The sequence below is a fragment of the Roseomonas fluvialis genome, from assembly GCF_022846615.1.
In the GTDB taxonomy this organism is placed as follows: domain Bacteria; phylum Pseudomonadota; class Alphaproteobacteria; order Acetobacterales; family Acetobacteraceae; genus Neoroseomonas; species Neoroseomonas fluvialis.
The window spans coordinates 1,214,823-1,232,989 of the sequence record NZ_AP025637.1 but is presented as its reverse complement, the minus strand read 5'-3'; the positions used below and the strand labels follow the sequence as shown (position 1 = coordinate 1,232,989).

Sequence of the window (18,167 nt, the reverse complement as noted above, 5' to 3'; positions counted from 1 at the left end):
GGCGATCCAACTCGGTGCAGTGGAAGATCGCGCCCAACCTCAGCGGCGCCGCCGGGGCCGTCAGTCGCACTCGCAGCCAGGGGTCGGGCCGGCCTCGGCGCGGACGATGTGGTGGTCGATCCATTCCGCCACCAGGCGCCGCGCCTCGCTGATCGAGGCTTCCGGGTGGTGGATGCGGTACAACGCAGCGCAGGCACCGAAGGCGCTGAAGTCGCCCGCACCCTGCTCGCGCAGTTCCCGATAGGCCGTCACCACCGACCGCTCGCACCGGCGGGCGATATGGCTGAAGTCGCGGCCCATGGTGGAACCCTCCGAGGCGTTAGTTGCGAATCACTCGCAACGTCCGGCTACGATAGCGAGACGCACCCAGGGGTTCAAGTGACAGGGGCGTCAGGCGCGCGCCACCGCCTCGGCAATGGCCTTCCCCACATCCACCGTGCCGGCCTGCCCACCCATGTCGCGCGTGCGCGGGCCGCCTTCGGCCAGCAGTTTCTCGATGGTCTGGACGATGCAGTCGGCGGCATCCTTCTCGCCCAGGTGTTCCAGCATCATCGCCCCCGACCAGATCTGGCCGATCGGGTTCGCGATCCACTTGCCGGCGATGTCCGGCGCCGAACCATGGACAGGCTCGAACATGGATGGCGCGGTCTTCTCCGGGTTGATGTTGGCGGACGCGGCGATGCCGATGCTGCCCGCCACGGCCGGCCCCAGGTCCGACAGGATATCCCCGAACAGGTTCGACCCCACCACCACGTCGAACCAGTCCGGGTGCTGCACGAAATGCGCGCACAGGATGTCGATGTGAAACTGGTCTGTTGTCACCTGCGGGTAGTGCTTCGCCATCTCGGCGAAGCGCTCGTCCCAATAAGGCATGGTGAAGGTGATGCCGTTCGACTTGGTCGCGGAGGTCACCTTCCGCCGCTTGCGCGTCATGGCCAGGTCGAAGGCGTATTTCATTACCCGGTCACAGCCGATGCGCGTCAGGATGGATTGCTGGGAGACGAATTCGCGGTCGGTGCCGGGGAACATCCTGCCACCGACGGAGGAATACTCGCCCTCGGTATTCTCGCGCACCACGTAGAAGTCGATATCCGCCGGGCCGCGATTGGCCAGCGGCGACACCGACCCCGGCAGCAGCTTGCAGGGACGCAGGTTCACATACTGGTCGAAGCCCCGGCGGATCGGGATCAGCAGGCCCCACAGCGAGACATGGTCCGGCACGCCCGGCCAGCCGACCGCACCCAGGAAGACGCTGTCGCTGTCGCGCAACTGGTCCAGGCCGTCATCGGGCATCATCTTGCCGGTCGCGGCGTAGGTTTCGCAGGACCAGTCGTAGTGCTTCAGGTCGAGTTCGAAGCCGAAGCGCCGTGCCGCGGCATCCAGTACGCGCAGCCCCTCGGGCGTGGTCTCCTTGCCGATGCCATCGCCCGGAATGACGGCGATGCGGTGCTTGCGCTGGGCCATGGGGCGCCTCCTCGTTGCGGCGCGCACCCTAAGGGCGCCGGGGATGAGCGCAAGGCCGCCCGGCCCCGCCACGCCCCCTGCCCTGTGAAACACATCACTGACGCGCCGTATCTCTAGCGCCACGCTGGAGCCGTTTCCGCTCGCCTCGGCTCGCCGCAACGCCTCGAGCCCCGTGTTCTTGCGAGCATCTTCATCCCATCAGATGATCCCATCGGATCGGGATCTGCTCTTGCCGCGCAGGAGGTCCGGGCCATGCGATTGTCTGCCGCGCCGATGCTGCTGCTGGCGCTCATCCTCGGCGCCTGCGGCGACGACCTGACCGAGACCAAGCCGCCCGAGCATGGCGGCGACCGGTCGCTGTCGCGCGCCGAACTGCGCTGGTGCATGTTCAACGACATCCGGATCGAAGCGGCGCGTCCCGACATGCGCGGCGCCAAGCAGGGCCAGGTGCAGGCTTTCAACGCCGCGGTCACGGAATGGAACCAGGGCTGCCGCCGGTATCGCTATTCCCGGTCGGACCGCGACGCGGTGCAGCGGCAGGTCACCGAACACCGCGCCGCGCTGGAGGCCGAGGGCAAGGCGCGCTTCGCGGTGACGCCGGTGCCGTGAGTCAGCGCCGCAGGCCGGGGGCCTCGATCGGCATCCCCTGCGCGCGCGACGCAAGGAACAGTTCCAGCGCGAGGTAGTCCGGCGATCCCAATGGCAGCTGTTCCGCCCGCACGCCAAGCGAACACGCCCGCAGCCGCCGGTGCAGCGAGCCCAGCGTGTTCCACTCCAGCCGGTACGCCGGATAGCCCGTGCCCAGACCGTTCGAGATCACGTCGCCGCGCAGCCGCCGCCCCGCATTGTCGTCGTGGCATTGCCCGCAGGCGAGGTTGAGCTGCCCCTGCCGCGTCTCGTAGAAGGCGCGCCCGCGTTCGCGGAACGACGCCGCCGCGCCATCGGTCGCCACGCTCACCGGCAGCCCGCGCGAGCGCTGCGCGATGGCGGCGGTCAACGAGAGCAGCGTCTCACTCTCATACCCAAAGGCCGGTTCGCCCTGCTGCTGCGTGCGGCAGCGTTCGATGCGCCCTTCCAGGTTCAGCAGCACACCATCCGCCGCGACCGCGGGATAGCGCGCGGCAACACCGGCCATGGACTCGATCCCGCCGTGGCAGGATTGGCAGGACCGCGTGCCGCGTTGCCACAGCGCCTCGCCCTCCTCGACCCAGAGCCAGCCGGGATGGCGCGAGGGATCGTCCTGCTGGGCGCGAAGCTCGGGCGAGAGGAAGTCGCGCGAGGGTCGCACATCCGCCGCGACCGCCATGCCGCAGGCCAACAATGCCGCCGCCGCCGCTGCGCCGCGGATCACGTCACCACCAGGCGGGCCTCCCGCCCATAGGTCGCGCCGCCATCCTCGTCCCATTCGAAGACGATCGGACCGTTGTCGACCGCGACGGTGGTGAACTCGATGTACGGATTGGCGGTGATGCCCTGGGAGAGATCGGCGCGGAACACCTCCTCCCCTGCATAGGTCACGCGCATGGTGTGCAGGATCTTGCGCGGCAGGGGGGTGAGGCCCGCCGCATCGATGGCGCGCTCCATGGGGTGGCGCACCAGCACGCGGATGGTGATGACCTCGCCACGCCGGGCGCGCTCCGGCACGGTGATGCGCGCAACGATAGGGTTCGCCATTTCAGCCGCCCTCCACGCAGGCGCCGAGCACGACGATCACCTCGCGCATCGCGCGATGCACCTGGCCCGCGCTGGTCTCGGCCAGCACCACGATCTGCTGGGAGGTGGCGAGGCGGATGCGTGTCGCGACCTCGGCCTTGCCCGCGCGCGGCGTGAGGAAGAACGACGCCACGCGCGGCACAGGGTTCTTCTCCGACAGGATATGGATGGCGCGCACGTGGTCGGCCGCTGTCATCGGGCTGTCCACGCGCACCGCGACATCGACCGAATTGCCGTTCTCCGACAGGCGCGGCATGTCGAAGGCGATCCCGGCGTCACTCGGGGTGCGGCCGGCGAGGATGTCGCGCTCGGCCACCGCCATGTCGCTCGCGGCCGCGGCGGTCGCGGCGATGGGCAGCAGCAGCACGGCGCGGCGTGTGGCGGCGGTCATGGCACTACTCCCGCAGCGTTGAGAGCCAGGCAACGACATCCTCGATCTCCTGCGCGGTCAGCACCGGGCGTCCGGCGAAGCGCGGGTCGACGCGCAGCAGGTCGTGGGTGCGGTGATAGGCGGGCATGATCGCGTCCGGGTTGACCCGCGTGGGGTCCACTAGGCGCAGCCGGATCTGCCCGGGTATCAGGCGCGCGCCCACGCCCGCGAGTGGCGGGCCGATCTCCCCCATGAATGGCTCGCGCGGATCGGGGATGGAGTGGCAGATCAGGCAATTCGCGCTCTCCCGGTTCTTCACCACCGCCTCACCGCGCGCAGCATCGCCGACGAGCCCCGCGAGTGGTTGCTCAACCGCATCGCCGTGCACCACGAAGCCCACGACCTGCGCCCCGGCGGGCGCAGCCGCGGCGAACAGCACCGCCAGGCCGGCTGCCAGCGCGCCCCTTCCGCGGCGGCGCCGGAGCAGCCAGGCCGCTCCGGCGAAGGCAGGCGCCCGACCCACGCGCTACGCGCGGCGCAGGTCCTGGTCCTTCAGCGGCACGGAACGGATACGCTTGCCCGTTGCCGCGAAGATCGCGTTCAGCACCGCCGGTGCCGCCACCATGATGGTGGGTTCGCCCACACCGCCCCAGAAGCCGCCCGAGGGCATCACGATCGTCTCGACCTGCGGCATCTCGTCCATGCGCAGCACGTTGTACGTGTCGAAGTTGGTCTGCTCGATCGCGCCGTCCTTCACGGTGCATTCGCCATACAGCAGCGCCGAGAGGCCGTAGACGAAGGACCCTTCGACCTGCATCTCGATCTGCCGCGGGTTGACCGCGACGCCGCTGTCGGTGGCCGCGACGATGCGATGGATGCGCAGCACGCCGGCGTCGCTGACCGAGACCTCGGCCGCCGCCGCCACATACGACCCGAATCCCATCTGCTGCGCGATGCCGCGGAAGCGTCCGGCCGGCGGCGCGGAACCCCAGCCGACGCGCTCCGCCACAGCGTTCAGCACTGCCAGGTGCTTCGGGTGGTTGCCCATCAGCTTGCGGCGCAGCGCCAGCGGATCCTGGTTGGTTGCGTGCGCCACCTCATCGAGGAAGCATTCCAGATAGATGGCGTTCTGGTTGTGGTTCACGCCCCGCCAGAAATGCGGCGGGACATGGGTGTTGCGCATCGCATGGTCGATCAGCAGGTTCGGGAAGGAATAGCCGATCGCGCTTTCCGCCCCGCCCGCGTTCAGGCCCTGGAACTGCACCGGGTCGCGCCCGTTCTGCAGCGCCGTCGGGAACACGAAGGACAGGATCGACTGGCCGGAGATCCGCATATGCAGCCCGGTAATGTTGCCCTGCGCGTCGATGCCCGCGGTCATCTTCGCCTTGGTCACGGGGTGGTAGCGTCCGTGCGTCATGTCCTCCTCGCGCGTCCACATCGTCTTGATGGGAACGCCCGGGATTTGCTTGGCGGTCAGCACCGCGTCGATCAGCCAGTCATGCGTGGTGCGCCGGCCAAAGCCGCCGCCCAGGTCCACGCGGTGCACGTCGCATTGCTGCTGCGGCAGGCCGGCCGCCTGCGCGGTCGCGACCAGCGCGGCCTCGCCATTCTGCGTCGGGCACCACACGTCGCAGCGCGCGGCGGTCCAGACGACCGTCGCGTTCATGGGTTCCATCGGCGCGTGGTTCTGGAAGGGGTATGAATACACCGCCTCGACCTTGCGCGGCGCCGCGGCGATCGCCGCACGCGCATCGCCGTTGCTGTTGCCAACGAAGGCCTCCGCGGCGTTCAGGCCCTCATCGAGCATCGCGTCGATGGTCGATTGCTGCACGCGGCCATTGTCACCCACGTCCCATTCGATGGGCAGCGCATCGAGCGCGACCTTCGCCTGCCAGAAGGTGTCGGCCACCACCGCCACCGCGCTGTCGCCCACCTGCAGCACGTGCTTCACGCCGGGCATGGAGCGCACCCGCGCCGCGTCGAAGGACCGTACGCGCCCGCCGAAGACCGGGCAGCGCTTCGGCACCGAGACCAGCATCCCGGGCATCTTCAGATCCGAGCCGTAGACCAGCGCGCCGGTGGTCTTTGCCACGGTGTCGAGCCGCGGCACCGACCGGCCGATCAGCGTCCATTCGCGCGGGTCCTTCAGCGGCACCGGGTCAGGTGGGGTCAGCCGCGCCGCGGCGGCGGCCACCTGGCCGTAGCGCAGCGTGCGCCCGGTCGGCGTATGCGTGATGACACTGTCGCGCGCGGCGCACTCGCTGGCCGGCACGTTCCACTGCGCGGCGGCCGCCTGCACCAGCATGATGCGCGCGGCCGCACCGCCACGGCGCACGTAGTCCTGGCTCTGGCGGATGCCCTGGCTGCCGGCCGTGAGGAAATTCCCCCAGGCGCGGTTGCGCGCGAGGCTCTGGCCGGGTGTCACGTATTCCGTCTCGATCTTCGCCCAGTCGCAGTGGAGCTCCTCGGCGATCATCTGGCACAGGCCGGTGCGCGTGCCCTGGCCCATCTCGCTCCGCGCCATGCGCAGCACGACGCGGTCATCGGGGTGGATCACCACCCAGGCATTGATCTCGGGCGTCGCGGCGGGTGCTGCGGCCTGGCCCAGCGCGCCCTTCGGCGCGACGTGGAAGCCCAGCACGAAGGCGCCAGCACCTGCCAGCACGGAGCGGCGCGACGCGCGGATGGTCTCGGTCGTGGTCATGCGCGTGCCCCCCTCAGCCCGACGTGCCGGCGCGCACGGCGGCATGGATGCCCGCACGCACGCGGTTGTAGGTGCCGCAGCGGCAGATGTTGGTCATCGCCTGGTCGATGTCGGCATCGGTCGGGCGCGGCTTCTCGGCCAGCAGCGCGGCGGCGGCCATGATCATGCCGGACTGGCAGAAGCCGCATTGCGGCACATCCAGCTCACGCCAGGCGCGCTGGATCGGGTGGTTGCCGTCGGGCGAAAGCCCTTCGATGGTCACGATGCGCTGCGTCTCGCTGAAGGCGGAGACCGGCATGGAACATGCGCGCAACGCCTGGCCGTCCACATGCAACGTGCAGGCGCCACAAGCAGCGACACCGCAGCCATACTTGGTGCCCGTCAGCCCGACATGGTCGCGGATGGCCCAGAGGAGCGGGGTGTCCGGATCGACCGCGACCTCCACCACCCGTCCATTGACGTTGAGCTTCGCCATTCGCGGCTTCTCCCTGCTGGTCCCGTGCACAGCATGCCATGGCGGCACGCCGCGCGCGAAGCCGAGATGGGGCGCTCAGCCGAAAGTTACAGCCCCGCCCGCATCCGCCCGGGGTTGAGGATGCCGGCAGGATCGAGCGCGGCCTTCACACGCGCGCCGATCGCCGCGAGCGGCGCCGGTTCGGCCGGCAGCACGTCGACGGTCAGGCGCAGCGAGTCCGGTGCGCGGAACAGCGTGCAGGTCCCTCCCGACACCGCCGCCGCGGCGGCCAGCGCGTCATGCGTGGCGACGGTTGCGGGTGCGGCCACCCAGACCAGCCCGCCGCCCCAGTCGAGCAGCGCCCGCCCGCCCAGCGCCTGCGCCGCCGCGGCCACCGCCGGGCCGGCCGAGGGGCGCACCGAGACGCGCCACACGGCATGGTCCGGCTGTGCGGCGAGCGGCACGGCATCGCGCACCCCACGCCAGAAGGCGCGGCTTTCCTCCGCCTCGATGACGCGCCGCGCGGTGCCGAAGCGCGCGAGGTCCTCGCGCAGCCGCTCCATCCGATAGCTGACCGACGCCGCGAAATCCTCGAGGCGCAGCGCTGCCCGGTGCGGCGCCCCCGGCAGCAGCGCCGCGCCGCTCACGCCGAAGGGGCTGCCGAGACCGGCCGAGAGCGCGCGCACGCCGGCATCGAGGTCGGGCACCTCGATGATCAGCGTCGCCGTGGCCTCGGGTGCCGGCAGCACCTTGATGGTGACCTCGGTCATCACGCCGAGCGTGCCGTAGGATCCCGCCAGCAACTTGCACAGGTCGAGGCCCGTCACGTTCTTCAGCACACGCCCGCCGGAACGCAGCACCTCGCCGGCCCCGTTCACGAAGCGCACGCCCAGCACGTGGTCGCGCATGGCCCCCCAGGCGATGCGGCGCGGGCCCGACAGATTCGCCGCGACGATACCGCCGAGGGTCGCGGGTTCCTCGCCGCCGAGCAGCGCACGCAGATCGGGCGGTTCGGCGATCAGGTGCTGGCCGTGTTCGGCGAGCGCAGCCTCGATCTCCGGCAATGGCGTACCGGCGCGGGCCGAAAGCACCAGCTCGGCCGGCTTGTATAGCGTGATGCCGCTCAGCTTGCGTAGCGAGAGCGTACGCGCCGCCTGCACAGGGCGCAGCAGCCCACGCTTCGTCCCGCGGCCCTCGATGACCAGCGGTTCGCGCGCCGCATGGGCGGCCACGATCGCCGCGGCGATACCGGCCTCGTCGGGCGGTGCGAGCGTCGCGCTCATTCGGCAGCCATCGCCACTGATGCGCCCTGCAGCGGGAAGACCTTCGCGGTGTTGAGCAGCCATTGCGGGTCGAAGGCGGACTTCAGCGCGCGCTGCTGGTCGAGCTCGCGCGCGGTGAACTGCACGGTCATGAGGTCGCGCTTCTCGACACCCACGCCGTGCTCGCCGGTCAGGCACCCTCCCACTTCCACGCACAGCGTGAGGATGGCAGCGCCGAACGCCTCGGCGCGGCGGAAGCTGTCGGGGTCGTTGGCGTCGAACATGATCAGCGGGTGCAGGTTGCCGTCGCCGGCATGGAAGACGTTGGCGACCTTGAGGTCGAACTGCACGCTCATCTCGCCGATGCGCTTGAGGACATGCGGCAGCTCGCTGGTCGGGATGGTGCCGTCCATGCAGAGGTAGTCGGGGCTGATGCGCCCCACTGCGCCGAAAGCGCCCTTGCGGCCCTTCCAGATCGCCAGCGACTGCTCGACGCTGTCGGCCACCTTGAGGCTGATCGGATCGAAGCGTTCGCAGATCGCCTTGATGCGGTTCAGCAGGTCGTCCTGCTCGGCGGTGCTGCCCTCAACCTCGATGATCAGCATCGCCTCGGCATCGAGCGGATAGCCGGCATGGGCGAAGGCCTCGCAGGCATGGATGCAGGGCTTGTCCATGAATTCGAGTGCCACGGGGATGATGCCGCTGCCGATGATGGCATCGACCGCCGCACCGGCGATCTCGGTGCCCTTGAAGGCGGCGAGCATGGCGCGCGCACCCTCGGGCCCGCGCAGGATGCGCACGGTGACCTCGGTGACGATGCCGAGTTGGCCCTCGCTGCCGGTGATCAGGCCGAGCCAGTCATACCCCGCCGCATCGAGATGGGCGCCGCCGATGTCGATCACCTCGCCCTCGATGGTGACGAACTTGAGGCCGAGCAGGTTGTTGGCCGTGACGCCGTATTTCAGGCAATGCGCGCCGCCTGAATTCATCATCACGTTGCCGCCGATCATGCAGGCGAGCTGGCTCGAGGGGTCGGGCGCGTAGAAGAAGCCGTCGCCCTCGACGGCCTTGGTGATGCCGATGTTGGTGACACCCGCCTCGACCACGGCGAAGCGATCGTCCAAGTCGATGTCCAGGATGCGGTTCATGCGCATCAGGCCGATGACGATCGAATCAGCCAGCGGCAGCGCGCCGCCGGACAGCGACGTGCCCGCGCCGCGCGGCACCACCCGGATGCCGTTGACATGGCAATAGCGCAGCACCGCCGCGACCTGCTCCGTGGTGCGCGGCAGCACCACCGCGAGCGGCACCTGGCGATAGGCCGGCAGCCCGTCGGTCTCGTAGGGCTTGAGGCGCGTGGGGTCGCCGATCACGCCATCGCCGGGCACCAGGGTCGACAGCGCGGCCAGGATCTCGGCGCGGCGGGCAAGGATCTCGGGCTTGGGGGCAGGTTGCGCAATCACGGCGGGCGTCCTCTCGGTGCAGCGAAGATGCGCATGCCGCGGCGGTGCCGCAAGCAGCCGTTGCGCGGGGTGTGCAGGCGGGGGCAGCATCCCGGCGGGCGCCACGGCCCGCGAGGGACAAGCCATGCGACACCTTCTGCTGACCACCGCACTGCTGGGCGGGCTGGCGACGCCGGCGCTGGCACAGCGCGCGGGAACCTATGCGGTGGAAGGCCAGGGCGCCGACGGATCGCGCTACGAAGGCAGTGTCACGCTGGCGCCGCTCGGCCAGGACACCTGGCGCGTCACCTGGCGGGTCGGCAGCGACAGCGCGCAAGGTATCGGGATCCTGATCCCGCAGGGACCGCTGCTCGTGGTCGGCTACACCATGGGCGGGGAGACCGGCGTCGCGGCCTATGCCGTGCAGGCCGACGGGCGGCTGCTGGGCACCTGGACGCAGGGCCAGGGCGGCGGCATCGGCACCGAGGTCATGACGCCCGGCGGCGGCACTGGCGGCGCACCCGGGAAATAACCCCGCTGCGAAGCCCCGCCATAGAAAAGGGGGCCGAAGCCCCCCTCAAGGCAGCAGGCTTGAGCCCGCGGCACGATCAGCCCTGGCGGGCCTTCAGGCGCGGATTCTTCTTGTTGATCACGTAGACGCGGCCACGACGGCGCACGACGACGCAGTTCTTGTCGCGGGTCTTGGCGGTCTTCAGGGAATTGCGGATCTTCATGGTCAACCTCGTGGAGGCGCGCTTCTAGGGGGGTGCGCGGGGCAAGTCAACCGCCTGCGGCGGTGCACTGGTGCCGGCGGGCGGAATGCGCCACATGGCCGTTCCCCAAGGCGCATACGGCCTTTGCGCGGCGCGCCCCGGCCAATGGACAGCATGACCAACGATACGGACTTCGAGATCTTCCTTGCCGCCTTTCCGGGGCTTGAGCCCGTCCTGGCGGAGGAAGTGCGCCTCAAGGGCTTCAAGCGCCCCAAGGCGGTGCCGGGCGGGGTCGTGACGCGCGGCGGCTGGCCGGAGGTATGGCGGGCGAACCTGTGGCTGCGCGGGGCGGGCAGCGTGCTGGCGCGCATCGCATCCTTCCGGGTGGTGCACCTCGCACAGCTCGATGACCTGGCGCATCGGGTGGACTGGGCGGCGGTGCTGCGGCGCGACGTGGCCTTCCGGGTCGAGGCATCCTGCGCCGGGTCGCGCCTGTATCACAGCGGGGCGGTGGCGCAGCGCATCGCGACCGCGATCCGCGACAAGCTCGGCGCGCCCGAGGCGCCTGACGCGCCGGTGGTGGTGATGGCGCGGGTCGAGAAGGATGTCTGCACCCTCAGCATCGATACCTCCGGCGAGCCCTTGCACAAGCGCGGCTTCAAGGAGGCGGTGAACGCCGCGCCGCTGCGCGAGACCATGGCCGCGCTGTTCCTGCGCCAATGCGGCTACGACGGCACCGAACCGCTGGTCGACCCTATGTGCGGGTCCGGCACCTTCGTGATCGAGGCCGCGGAGATCGCCGCGCGCCTGAACCCGGGGCGCGGGCGCGGGTTTGCCTTCGAACACCTCGCGACCTTCGACGCCGAGGCCTGGGCACGGATGCGGGCGGTGGTGCGGGCGGGCGCGACGGGCGTGGTCTGCCATGGGCGGGACCGCGATGCGGGGGCGGTGGCGATGAGCATCGCCAATGCCGAACGCGCCGGCGTGGCGGGACTGACCGAATTCCGTCAGGGCGTGATCAGTGAGCTGACGCCCCCGGACGGCCCGCCTGGGCTGGTGATGGTGAACCCGCCCTTCGGTGCGCGGCTGGGCGCTTCAGCTCAGCTGGTGCCGCTGTACCGCGCGATGGGCCAAGTGCTGCGGGAACGCTTCGTTGGCTGGCGGGTGGGGTTGGTGGCGCAGGAGGCGAAGCTGGCGCAGGTGACCGGCCTGCCCTTCCTGACGCCGGGGCCGCCGGTGCCGCATGGCGGGCTCCGGGTGACGCTGTGGCGGACGGGGGTGTTGCGGTAGCGGGGCAGCGGTGTCCGTTGCGGACACATGTCCCGGGTGCGGCGGCGCGGGATGGTTTCGGACAAATTCGTCGCATGCGGCCGGGTGTCGGTTTCGGACAAATGGACCGGGCACGCCCTTGTCCCTGTTTCGGAGACATCGCCGGCCGTGGGCATGCCGGGCAACTCCCACATCATGGCAGGGAGCGTGATGGCGGATTCACAGCCTCAAGGAACAGCGTCCGACCTTAGGCGCCGCGCCACCCCGTCGCAAGGAAAATAATCCTTCCCGCCAGCCGCCGGCATGCTGTTTCTGCGGCCACCTCCGCCGTCAATCCGCCGCCCGCTTCGCCCCCCGCTCCTCCTCCACGACGCGCACAAATCCCTCACGCGTCTGCGGAAGCTTGCGCCCCATGATCTGCTCCGCCACCTGCGTGCGCAGCACCTGCGCCGTGCCGCCGGCGATCGCGAACATCCGCGCATCGCGCACGAAGCGTTCCATCGGGTTGTCGCGGGAATACCCGGCAGCCCCCCAGACCTGCAGCGCCTGGTTGGTCACGCGGATCGCCGCATCCGCCGCCATCACCTTGGCCTGCGCCGCCGCCAGCCGGTCCGGGAAGCCGTTCGGCCCGGCCGATCGCGCCGCCCGCCACACCAGCGCGCGCGACGCCTCGAGGTCGATCGACATATCCGCCAGCATCCACGCCAGCCCCTGGAATTCGCCGATCGGCCGGCCGAACTGCCGGCGCGTCTGCGCGCGCTCCAGCGCGTGGTCATAGGCCCCGGCCGCGATGCCGAGTGCGGCCGTCGCCGCCCCCACGCGCTGGCCGTTATAGGCATCCATCAGCCGCCCGAAGCCGCGCGCCCACCCACCCGGCGGGCGCAGCACCATCGCATCCGGCACCACCAAGCCGCGCATGGCCACATTCGCCTCGGGCATGCCGCGCAGGCCCATGGACGGGATGCGCTCGGCGGTCATGCCGGCGGGCATGCCATCGCCCCCGCGCACCACGATGAAGCCGCCGATGCCCTTCTCCTCCCCGTCCTCGACCACGCGGGCAAAGACCAGGTGCAGGCGGGAGACGCCGCCGCCGGTGATCCAGGTCTTGTCGCCGTCGATCACCCAGTCATTACCGTGGCGCACGGCACGCGTGCGCATGTCGGTCGCGGCGGACCCGGCCTCGGGCTCGGTGATCAGGATGGCGGGCTTGTCGCCGGCTAGCACCAGGTCGGCCGCGATGCGCTTCTGGGTGGGTGTGCCATAGGCCATGATGGCGCCGATCGCGCCGATGTTGGCCTCGACCGCGATGCGCCCGCACACGGCGCAGGCCTTGGCGAATTCCTCGATCACCAGCACCGCGTCGAAATAGGACAACCCGCGCCCGCCCCATTCCTGCGGGATGGTCAGGCCCATGAAGCCGGCCTCGGTCATGCGCCGCACCATGGCCCAGGGATATTGTTCGGCGCGGTCGGTGGCGGCGGCCTGGGCGGCGGCTTCGCGCGCGACCTCACGGGCGGCGTCGCGCAGGCGGGCCTCGGTCTCGGTCAGTCCGTGCATGGGTTCACCCTCCCCGGATGCGGCGTTCGATCGCCTCGGTCGCGGCGCGATCCAGCCGCAGCGCCTTCGCGAAGCCATCCAGCCAGGCGCGTTCGGCGCCCTCGATCGATGCCGCGCCGGCTACGGCAGCGGCGTAGAGCTGTGCGGCGAGCATCGGGTCGCGCGCCTCGCGCGCCAGGACCTCAGGGGCCACGTCGCGATCGAACTCGCCCAGCACCGCGTCGCGCGCCGCCTGGCCGATCCCGGCGGCGTCGAGCTGGTCGGCGATGCGCGCGCGTTCGTCGGAATCGACATGCCCGTCGGCCTTGGCCGCGGCGATCATGGCGCGCAGCATCAGCACGCCCTCGCGGTCCTCGGCGGAGATCGGCGGCGGCGCGGGGATGCCGGGAACGGGCGCCCAGCCCTCCGGCGTCGGTGCGGGCTTGGTCGTGGCGGCACCGCCCCAGGGGTCGCGGCCCGCCGCGGGCACGCTGCCGCTGCGCGGCGCGCGGGCGGATTTCGTCCCGCCGGGGAGCGGCGCGGGCTTTGCGGAGCCGGGACCCGGGGCCGGGCCCCATCCGCCGCCCGCACCGCGGTCGCGCGGCGGTGGTGGCGGCGGCGCGGGCTGTTGCTGCTGGGATTTGGCCATTGCCTCGATCGCCACACCGGCGAGCATCGCCAGCGCGCGGCCGAGATCCTGCCCGCCGCGCGCCGATGTGCGCCGGCGCGGTGCGCGCGCCTGACCGCCGCCGAGGACCGCGCCGAGCACGCCGCCAAGGTCGAACCGCGCCATGCGCCTGCAACCCCTCCGTGACCGCGCCGTGCGACGGCGCAGCCAAGCTTGCTACAGGTCGGCGAGCGCCGCCGCAATGGATGGCACCAGGGCGCGGAATTCGTCGGCGCGCGGGCTGCGGGCGCGCCAGGCGAGGCCGATGCGGCGCCCGCCACCGCCCACCAGCGGACACAGCGCGAGATCGGCGCCGGTGGCCACGCCGCCCGCCACCGCGAGCCGCGGCAGTACAGTCACGCCGAGCCCGCCGGCGACCATCTGCACCAGGCTGTGCAGGGAAGTGGCGGCGAATTCCTCGGACAGCGGCGCGGCCGGCAGGCCGCAGGCGGCCAGCGCCTGGTCGCGCAGGCAGTGCCCTTCCTCGAGCAGCAGCAGCCTTTCACCGGCCAGCGCGGCGGGGGCGATGGCCGCGTGCTGCGCCATCCGGTGGCCCGGCGCGCTGGCGACCAGGAAGGGGTCGTCGCCGACCACGAGGGTTTCAGCGTCGCCGCAGTCGCAAGGCAGCGTCACCAGCAGCAGGTCGAGGCGCCCGGATTCCAGGCCGTCGCGCAGGCCATCGGCCAGGTCCTCGCGCAGCCACAGGTGCAGGCGCGGGTGCGCGGCGCGCAGGCGCGGCATCAGCCGTGGCAGCAGGAAGGGCCCGATGGTGGGAATGATGCCGAGCCGCAGCGACCCCGTGAGCGGTTCGCGCGCCGCGTCCACCGTCTCGACGAAGGCCGTGAGGGAGGCGAGCGCGGCGCGGGCGCGCGCGACCAGGTCGCGCCCGAGCGGCGTGAAGACCGGCCGCTTGCCCCCGGTGCGTTCCAGCAGCGGTGCATCGAGTTGCCGTTCGAGCGCCAGGATGCCCGAGGAGAGAGTCGACTGCGTGACGGCGCAGGCGGCGGCGGCGCGGCCGAAATGGCTGTGTTCGGCCAGCGCGACCAGGTAGCGGAGTTGTTGGGGACTCGGCAGCGGGATCATGGGTGCGCAAGACTATCCTGATCGCGTGCCGGTCCAGGACATGGAATGAACGTCGCCCTGCGGCGGGGCGGTGTGGGCGCCGGTGCGGAGGATTGCCGCGCGGTGGCCTGTGGGCATGGGCCGGTGGGCCTTCGGGGCCAGGCCTTCAGGCGGCGTGGGCACCTTCGCCGGCCGCCAGGCTGACCAGCGACGCACGGTCCGTGAGTTCGATGCCGGAATGGCCGTGCAGGCGGATCCAGCCGCGCTTGCGGAAGGCGGAGACGGCGCGGCTGACGGTCTCCAGCGTGAGGCCGAGGAATTCGCCGATATCGGCGCGCGTGGCGGGCAGGTCGAAGACCGGGCCGACATGGGCGCGGCGTTCCTGCGCCTCGACCAGTGAGATCAGGAAGGCGGCGACGCGTTCCTCGGCGCTGAAGCGCCCGAGTGCGAGGATGTGGTCCTGGCTGGCCGAGAGTTCGCGCACGCACAGGTCGAGGAAGCGGCGCTCCATGATCGGGTAGCGGCGGAACATCTGTTCGAGGCGGCGGCGGTCGAGGCGGCAGACGGTGCCGCGCGTGAGCATCTCGGCGCCGAAGGCGTGCTCGGCCTCCGGCGTGAAGCCCAGGATGTCGCCGGCGAAGCGGAAGCCGATCGCGGCCTGCCGGCCGTCGGGCAGAACGCGCGTCAGGCGGGCCATGCCTTCGGTCAGCGTATAGACGTGGCGGGCGGGGTCGCCCTGGCGGAAGACGGCCTCGCGCGGTTCGAGGGCGAGGCGCTCGCTCTCACCCGACATGTCGTCGAGCGCGGCGGCATCGAGCGGCGCGCAAAGGCCGACCGAGCGGGAGCCGCACTTCATGCAGACGCTGGAATCGCTCCCCAGGCCGTCCATGAGCACGCGCGTTGCGTCGAGCGGATGCATGTGGCGCCTTCACCTGCCGTTGCGGCCATTGCGGCCGCGGTCTCCCGTGCTCTGCGGCGAGCAGGTTCAGTGTCGGCGCATGTTTGTCCTGGATCAAGAAGAAACGGGCGTGCGTCGCCGCCAAGGGCGCAGGCATGGAACAGCTGCGGGCGGCGCGAGACACGCGCGGCCGCTTGCACCCGCGCCGATCCGGGCGACACTGCGCGGCAGGGAGATACCGCCATGAGCAACGCCACGCCCGATTTCCGCCTGCAGGGGTCCCGCGTTCTGGTCACCGGAGCGTCGCTCGGGATCGGTCGCGCCGTGGCGCAGGCCCTGGCCGCGCTGGGCGCCGAGGTGGTGCTGGCCGCACGCGGTCGTGCCGGGCTCGATACGCTGGCGCACGAGATCGCGGCGGCGGGCGGGCGCGCGGTGGTGCTGCCCTTCGACGCAGGCGACCCGGCCGCGATCCCGGCGGCGATCGACGCGGCGGGCCCGCTCGATGGCCTGGTGAACAATGCCGGCAGCGTCACGCGCGAACCGTTCCTCGAGGCGAGCGAGGCGGAGATCGACCGCATCCTGGCGCTGAACGTGAAGGGTGCCGCGCTGGTCGCGCAGGCAGTCGCGCGCGGCATGGTCGCGGCGGGGCGGCGCGGGTCGATCGTGAACATCGCGTCGATCGCGGGGCTGGTGGGGGCGCGCAACCGCAGCGTCTATGCGGCGTCGAAGCATGCGCTGATGGGGCTGACGCGCGCCATGGCGCTGGAACTCGGCCCGCACGGCATCCGGGTGAACGCGGTCTGCCCGGGGCTGGTGAATACGCCGCTCGCAGCGGACCTGATGGCCGACCCGGCCTTCGTGGCGGCGACGCGCGCGCGGATTCCGCTCGGGCGCATCATGGAACCGGAGGACATCGCGGGGCCGGTCGCGTTCCTGCTGTCGGGCGCGGCGGCGGGCATCACCGGCATCGCGCTGCCGGTCGATGGCGGCGTGACGGCGGAATAGGCGCCATGGCCATCACCCTGCGCGCCTGCGGCGCGGCGCGAACCGTCACCGGCCTGTCGCTGCTGTTCGAGACGCCGCGCACGCGGTTCCTGGTCGATTGCGGGATGTTCCAGGGGCCGAAGTCGCTGAAGGCGCTGAACTGGGAGCCCTTTCCGTATGCGCCGCGCGACATCGACGCGGTGCTGCTGACGCATGCGCATATCGACCATTCCGGCCTGCTGCCCCGCCTGGTGAAGGAAGGGTTCCGCGGCCCGATCCATGCCACCGGCGCCACGATGGACCTGTGCTCGATCATGCTGCCGGACAGCGGGCACGTGCAGGAGATGGAGGTCGAGACGCTGAACCGCCGCAACCGCCGGCGCGGGCTCGCGGACGTCACGCCGATCTACACCGCGAATGACGCCGTCGCCGCGCTGCGCGCCTTCCGCGCGGTGCCCTTCGACCGCTGGATGGAGGTGCTGCCTGGGGTGCGTGCGCGCTGGTGGAATGCGGGGCACATGCTGGGATCGGCCTCGATCGAGATCGAGGTCGCGGAGGCGGACGAGGAACCGGTGCGCGTGCTGGTCTCGGGCGATCTCGGCCCCGACTGCACCGCCTTCCACCGCGATCCCGAGGGGCCCGGCGACCTCGACCATGTGGTGTTGGAATCGACCTATGGCGACGAGGAGAAGCCCTGCGTCGGCCACGAGGAACGCCGCGAGCGCCTGGCCGCCCTGGTGCGCGACGCGCACGACCCCGCCGGTGCGCTGCTGGTGCCTGCCTTCGCGGTGGAACGCACGCAGGAGATCTGTTGGGACCTAGTCACGCTGATGCAGGCGGGCCGCATCCCGCAGGCGCCGATCTTCGTCGACAGCCCGCTCGCGATCCGCGCGACCGAGGTCTTCGCCGACCATGCGCAGGATCTCGAGCAGGGGGGCGCGGTGAAGCGCGCGCTGCGATCCCCGCTGCTGCACTTCACCGAGAGCGGGGACCAGTCGCGCCGCATCGCCGAGGTCGAGGGCTTCCACATCATCGTCGCCGGGTCGGGCATGTGCGATGCGGGGCGCATCCGCCACCACCTCAAGCGCTGGCTTTGGTCGCCGGCCGCGACGGTGCTGCTGACCGGCTACCAGGCGGAGGGTACGCTTGGCCGGCTGCTGCAGGATGGGCGGCGGGAGGTGCGCATCCAGGGCGACACCATCCGTGTCGCGGCCACCATCGGGCAGATCCGCGACTATTCGGGCCATGCCGATGCGACCGAGCTCACGGCCTGGCTGAAGGCGCGCGGGCGGGTGCGCGGCGGCGTGTTTCTGGTGCATGGCGAACCGCCTGCGATGGACGCGCTGGCGGCGCGCATCCTCGCCGAGGGAATGGCGCGCCCGGGCCAGGTGATCCTGCCCGCGCTCGACGATGCGTTCCTGCTGCGCGCCGGCGCCGTTCCGGAACCGCGGCAGGCGGCGCACCGACGCGCCGATCCCGCCGCGGCCGGCCGGCCCGACTGGCACAACGCCCGCGCCGCGCTGCTGCTCGGGATCGAGGACGCGATCGAGCGCGCCCCGGACGCGGCGGCGCGCGACGCGCTGATCGGCGCGCTGCGCCGCGTGGTGGATGCGGCGCGCGGCGGCTGAC

General features: G+C 71.3%; 20 protein-coding genes. 5 read left to right on the top strand and 15 right to left on the bottom strand.

The window, feature by feature from the left end; genetic code table 11:
* Positions 1-60 precede the first annotated feature (60 nt).
* Together MWM08_RS06010 and MWM08_RS06005 are read right to left on the bottom strand one after the other, a co-directional pair.
* Positions 61-300: a hypothetical protein gene (locus tag MWM08_RS06010; RefSeq protein ID WP_244458555.1), complete on the bottom strand. Its 240-nt coding sequence runs from the start codon at positions 298-300 to the stop codon at positions 61-63.
* Between the two features lie 90 nt (positions 301-390).
* Entirely contained in the window at positions 391-1,464 is a 1,074-nt protein-coding gene (locus MWM08_RS06005; protein ID WP_244458554.1) for a tartrate dehydrogenase, read from the bottom strand.
* Between the two features lie 252 nt (positions 1,465-1,716).
* On the opposite strand from MWM08_RS06005, the gene MWM08_RS06000 reads away from it, so the two are divergent.
* On the top strand, positions 1,717-2,073 hold the full coding sequence (locus tag MWM08_RS06000; RefSeq protein WP_244458553.1) for a hypothetical protein: 357 nt from the start codon (positions 1,717-1,719) through the stop codon (positions 2,071-2,073).
* 1 nt (position 2,074) lies between these two features.
* On the opposite strand, the gene soxA is transcribed toward MWM08_RS06000, so the two are convergent.
* The 8 genes from soxA to MWM08_RS05960 all read right to left on the bottom strand — a co-directional run bounded on the left by soxA (position 2,075) and on the right by MWM08_RS05960 (position 9,430).
* Positions 2,075-2,815, bottom strand: coding sequence for a sulfur oxidation c-type cytochrome SoxA (gene soxA, locus MWM08_RS05995; RefSeq protein ID WP_244458552.1), 741 nt, complete (start codon positions 2,813-2,815; stop codon positions 2,075-2,077).
* Positions 2,812-3,138: a thiosulfate oxidation carrier complex protein SoxZ gene (locus MWM08_RS05990; RefSeq protein WP_244458551.1), complete on the bottom strand. Its 327-nt coding sequence runs from the start codon at positions 3,136-3,138 to the stop codon at positions 2,812-2,814. The genes soxA and MWM08_RS05990 overlap by 4 nt, the downstream gene beginning before the upstream one ends.
* 1 nt (position 3,139) lies before the next feature.
* Positions 3,140-3,568, bottom strand: coding sequence for a thiosulfate oxidation carrier protein SoxY (locus tag MWM08_RS05985; protein WP_244458550.1), 429 nt, complete (start codon positions 3,566-3,568; stop codon positions 3,140-3,142).
* Positions 3,569-3,572: 4 nt separating this feature from the next.
* Positions 3,573-4,070 carry a sulfur oxidation c-type cytochrome SoxX gene (gene soxX / locus MWM08_RS05980; protein WP_244458549.1) on the bottom strand — a complete coding sequence of 166 codons (498 nt, stop codon included), beginning with the start codon at positions 4,068-4,070 and terminating at the stop codon, positions 3,573-3,575.
* Positions 4,071-4,073: 3 nt separating this feature from the next.
* A complete protein-coding gene (locus MWM08_RS05975; RefSeq protein WP_244458548.1) occupies positions 4,074-6,251 on the bottom strand; it encodes a xanthine dehydrogenase family protein molybdopterin-binding subunit in 2,178 nt (725 codons plus the stop codon).
* 13 nt (positions 6,252-6,264) lie between these two features.
* Positions 6,265-6,726, bottom strand: coding sequence for a (2Fe-2S)-binding protein (locus tag MWM08_RS05970; RefSeq protein ID WP_244458547.1), 462 nt, complete (start codon positions 6,724-6,726; stop codon positions 6,265-6,267).
* A gap of 86 nt (positions 6,727-6,812) precedes the next feature.
* Positions 6,813-7,988 carry a glycolate oxidase subunit GlcE gene (glcE, locus tag MWM08_RS05965; RefSeq protein ID WP_244458546.1) on the bottom strand — a complete coding sequence of 392 codons (1,176 nt, stop codon included), beginning with the start codon at positions 7,986-7,988 and terminating at the stop codon, positions 6,813-6,815.
* Positions 7,985-9,430: an FAD-linked oxidase C-terminal domain-containing protein gene (locus MWM08_RS05960; protein WP_244458545.1), complete on the bottom strand. Its 1,446-nt coding sequence runs from the start codon at positions 9,428-9,430 to the stop codon at positions 7,985-7,987. The genes glcE and MWM08_RS05960 overlap by 4 nt, the downstream gene beginning before the upstream one ends.
* Before the next feature lie 124 nt (positions 9,431-9,554).
* Between MWM08_RS05960 and MWM08_RS05955 the strand changes: the two genes are divergently transcribed.
* Positions 9,555-9,941, top strand: coding sequence for a hypothetical protein (locus tag MWM08_RS05955; RefSeq protein ID WP_244458544.1), 387 nt, complete (start codon positions 9,555-9,557; stop codon positions 9,939-9,941).
* Between the two features lie 76 nt (positions 9,942-10,017).
* Here MWM08_RS05955 and ykgO read toward each other — a convergent pair whose 3' ends face one another.
* The gene (ykgO, locus tag MWM08_RS05950) at positions 10,018-10,143 is read right to left on the bottom strand and encodes a type B 50S ribosomal protein L36 (RefSeq protein ID WP_188966940.1); all 126 of its coding nucleotides are present in this window, start codon (positions 10,141-10,143) and stop codon (positions 10,018-10,020) included.
* A gap of 153 nt (positions 10,144-10,296) precedes the next feature.
* Here ykgO and MWM08_RS05945 point away from each other — a divergent pair, with 153 nt between their 5' ends.
* Positions 10,297-11,412: a THUMP domain-containing class I SAM-dependent RNA methyltransferase gene (locus MWM08_RS05945; RefSeq protein ID WP_244458543.1), complete on the top strand. Its 1,116-nt coding sequence runs from the start codon at positions 10,297-10,299 to the stop codon at positions 11,410-11,412.
* 309 nt (positions 11,413-11,721) lie between these two features.
* On the opposite strand, the gene acdA is transcribed toward MWM08_RS05945, so the two are convergent.
* The 4 genes from acdA to MWM08_RS05925 form a co-directional block, all read right to left on the bottom strand.
* Positions 11,722-12,948 (bottom strand): 3-sulfinopropanoyl-CoA desulfinase, encoded by a 1,227-nt coding sequence (gene acdA, locus MWM08_RS05940; protein ID WP_244458542.1) that lies wholly within the window; start codon positions 12,946-12,948, stop codon positions 11,722-11,724.
* A 4-nt stretch (positions 12,949-12,952) separates the two neighbouring features.
* Positions 12,953-13,720 (bottom strand): DUF533 domain-containing protein, encoded by a 768-nt coding sequence (locus tag MWM08_RS05935; protein WP_244458541.1) that lies wholly within the window; start codon positions 13,718-13,720, stop codon positions 12,953-12,955.
* A 51-nt stretch (positions 13,721-13,771) separates the two neighbouring features.
* Positions 13,772-14,677: a hydrogen peroxide-inducible genes activator gene (locus tag MWM08_RS05930; RefSeq protein WP_244458540.1), complete on the bottom strand. Its 906-nt coding sequence runs from the start codon at positions 14,675-14,677 to the stop codon at positions 13,772-13,774.
* Positions 14,678-14,822: 145 nt separating this feature from the next.
* Positions 14,823-15,575 carry a Crp/Fnr family transcriptional regulator gene (locus MWM08_RS05925; RefSeq protein ID WP_244458539.1) on the bottom strand — a complete coding sequence of 251 codons (753 nt, stop codon included), beginning with the start codon at positions 15,573-15,575 and terminating at the stop codon, positions 14,823-14,825.
* A 222-nt stretch (positions 15,576-15,797) separates the two neighbouring features.
* On the opposite strand from MWM08_RS05925, the gene MWM08_RS05920 reads away from it, so the two are divergent.
* Both MWM08_RS05920 and MWM08_RS05915 read left to right on the top strand, forming a co-directional pair.
* Entirely contained in the window at positions 15,798-16,559 is a 762-nt protein-coding gene (locus MWM08_RS05920; protein WP_244458538.1) for an SDR family NAD(P)-dependent oxidoreductase, read from the top strand.
* Between the two features lie 5 nt (positions 16,560-16,564).
* Positions 16,565-18,166, top strand: a complete 1,602-nt coding sequence (locus MWM08_RS05915) for an MBL fold metallo-hydrolase RNA specificity domain-containing protein (protein WP_244458537.1) — start codon at positions 16,565-16,567, stop codon at positions 18,164-18,166.
* Position 18,167 lies beyond the last annotated feature (1 nt).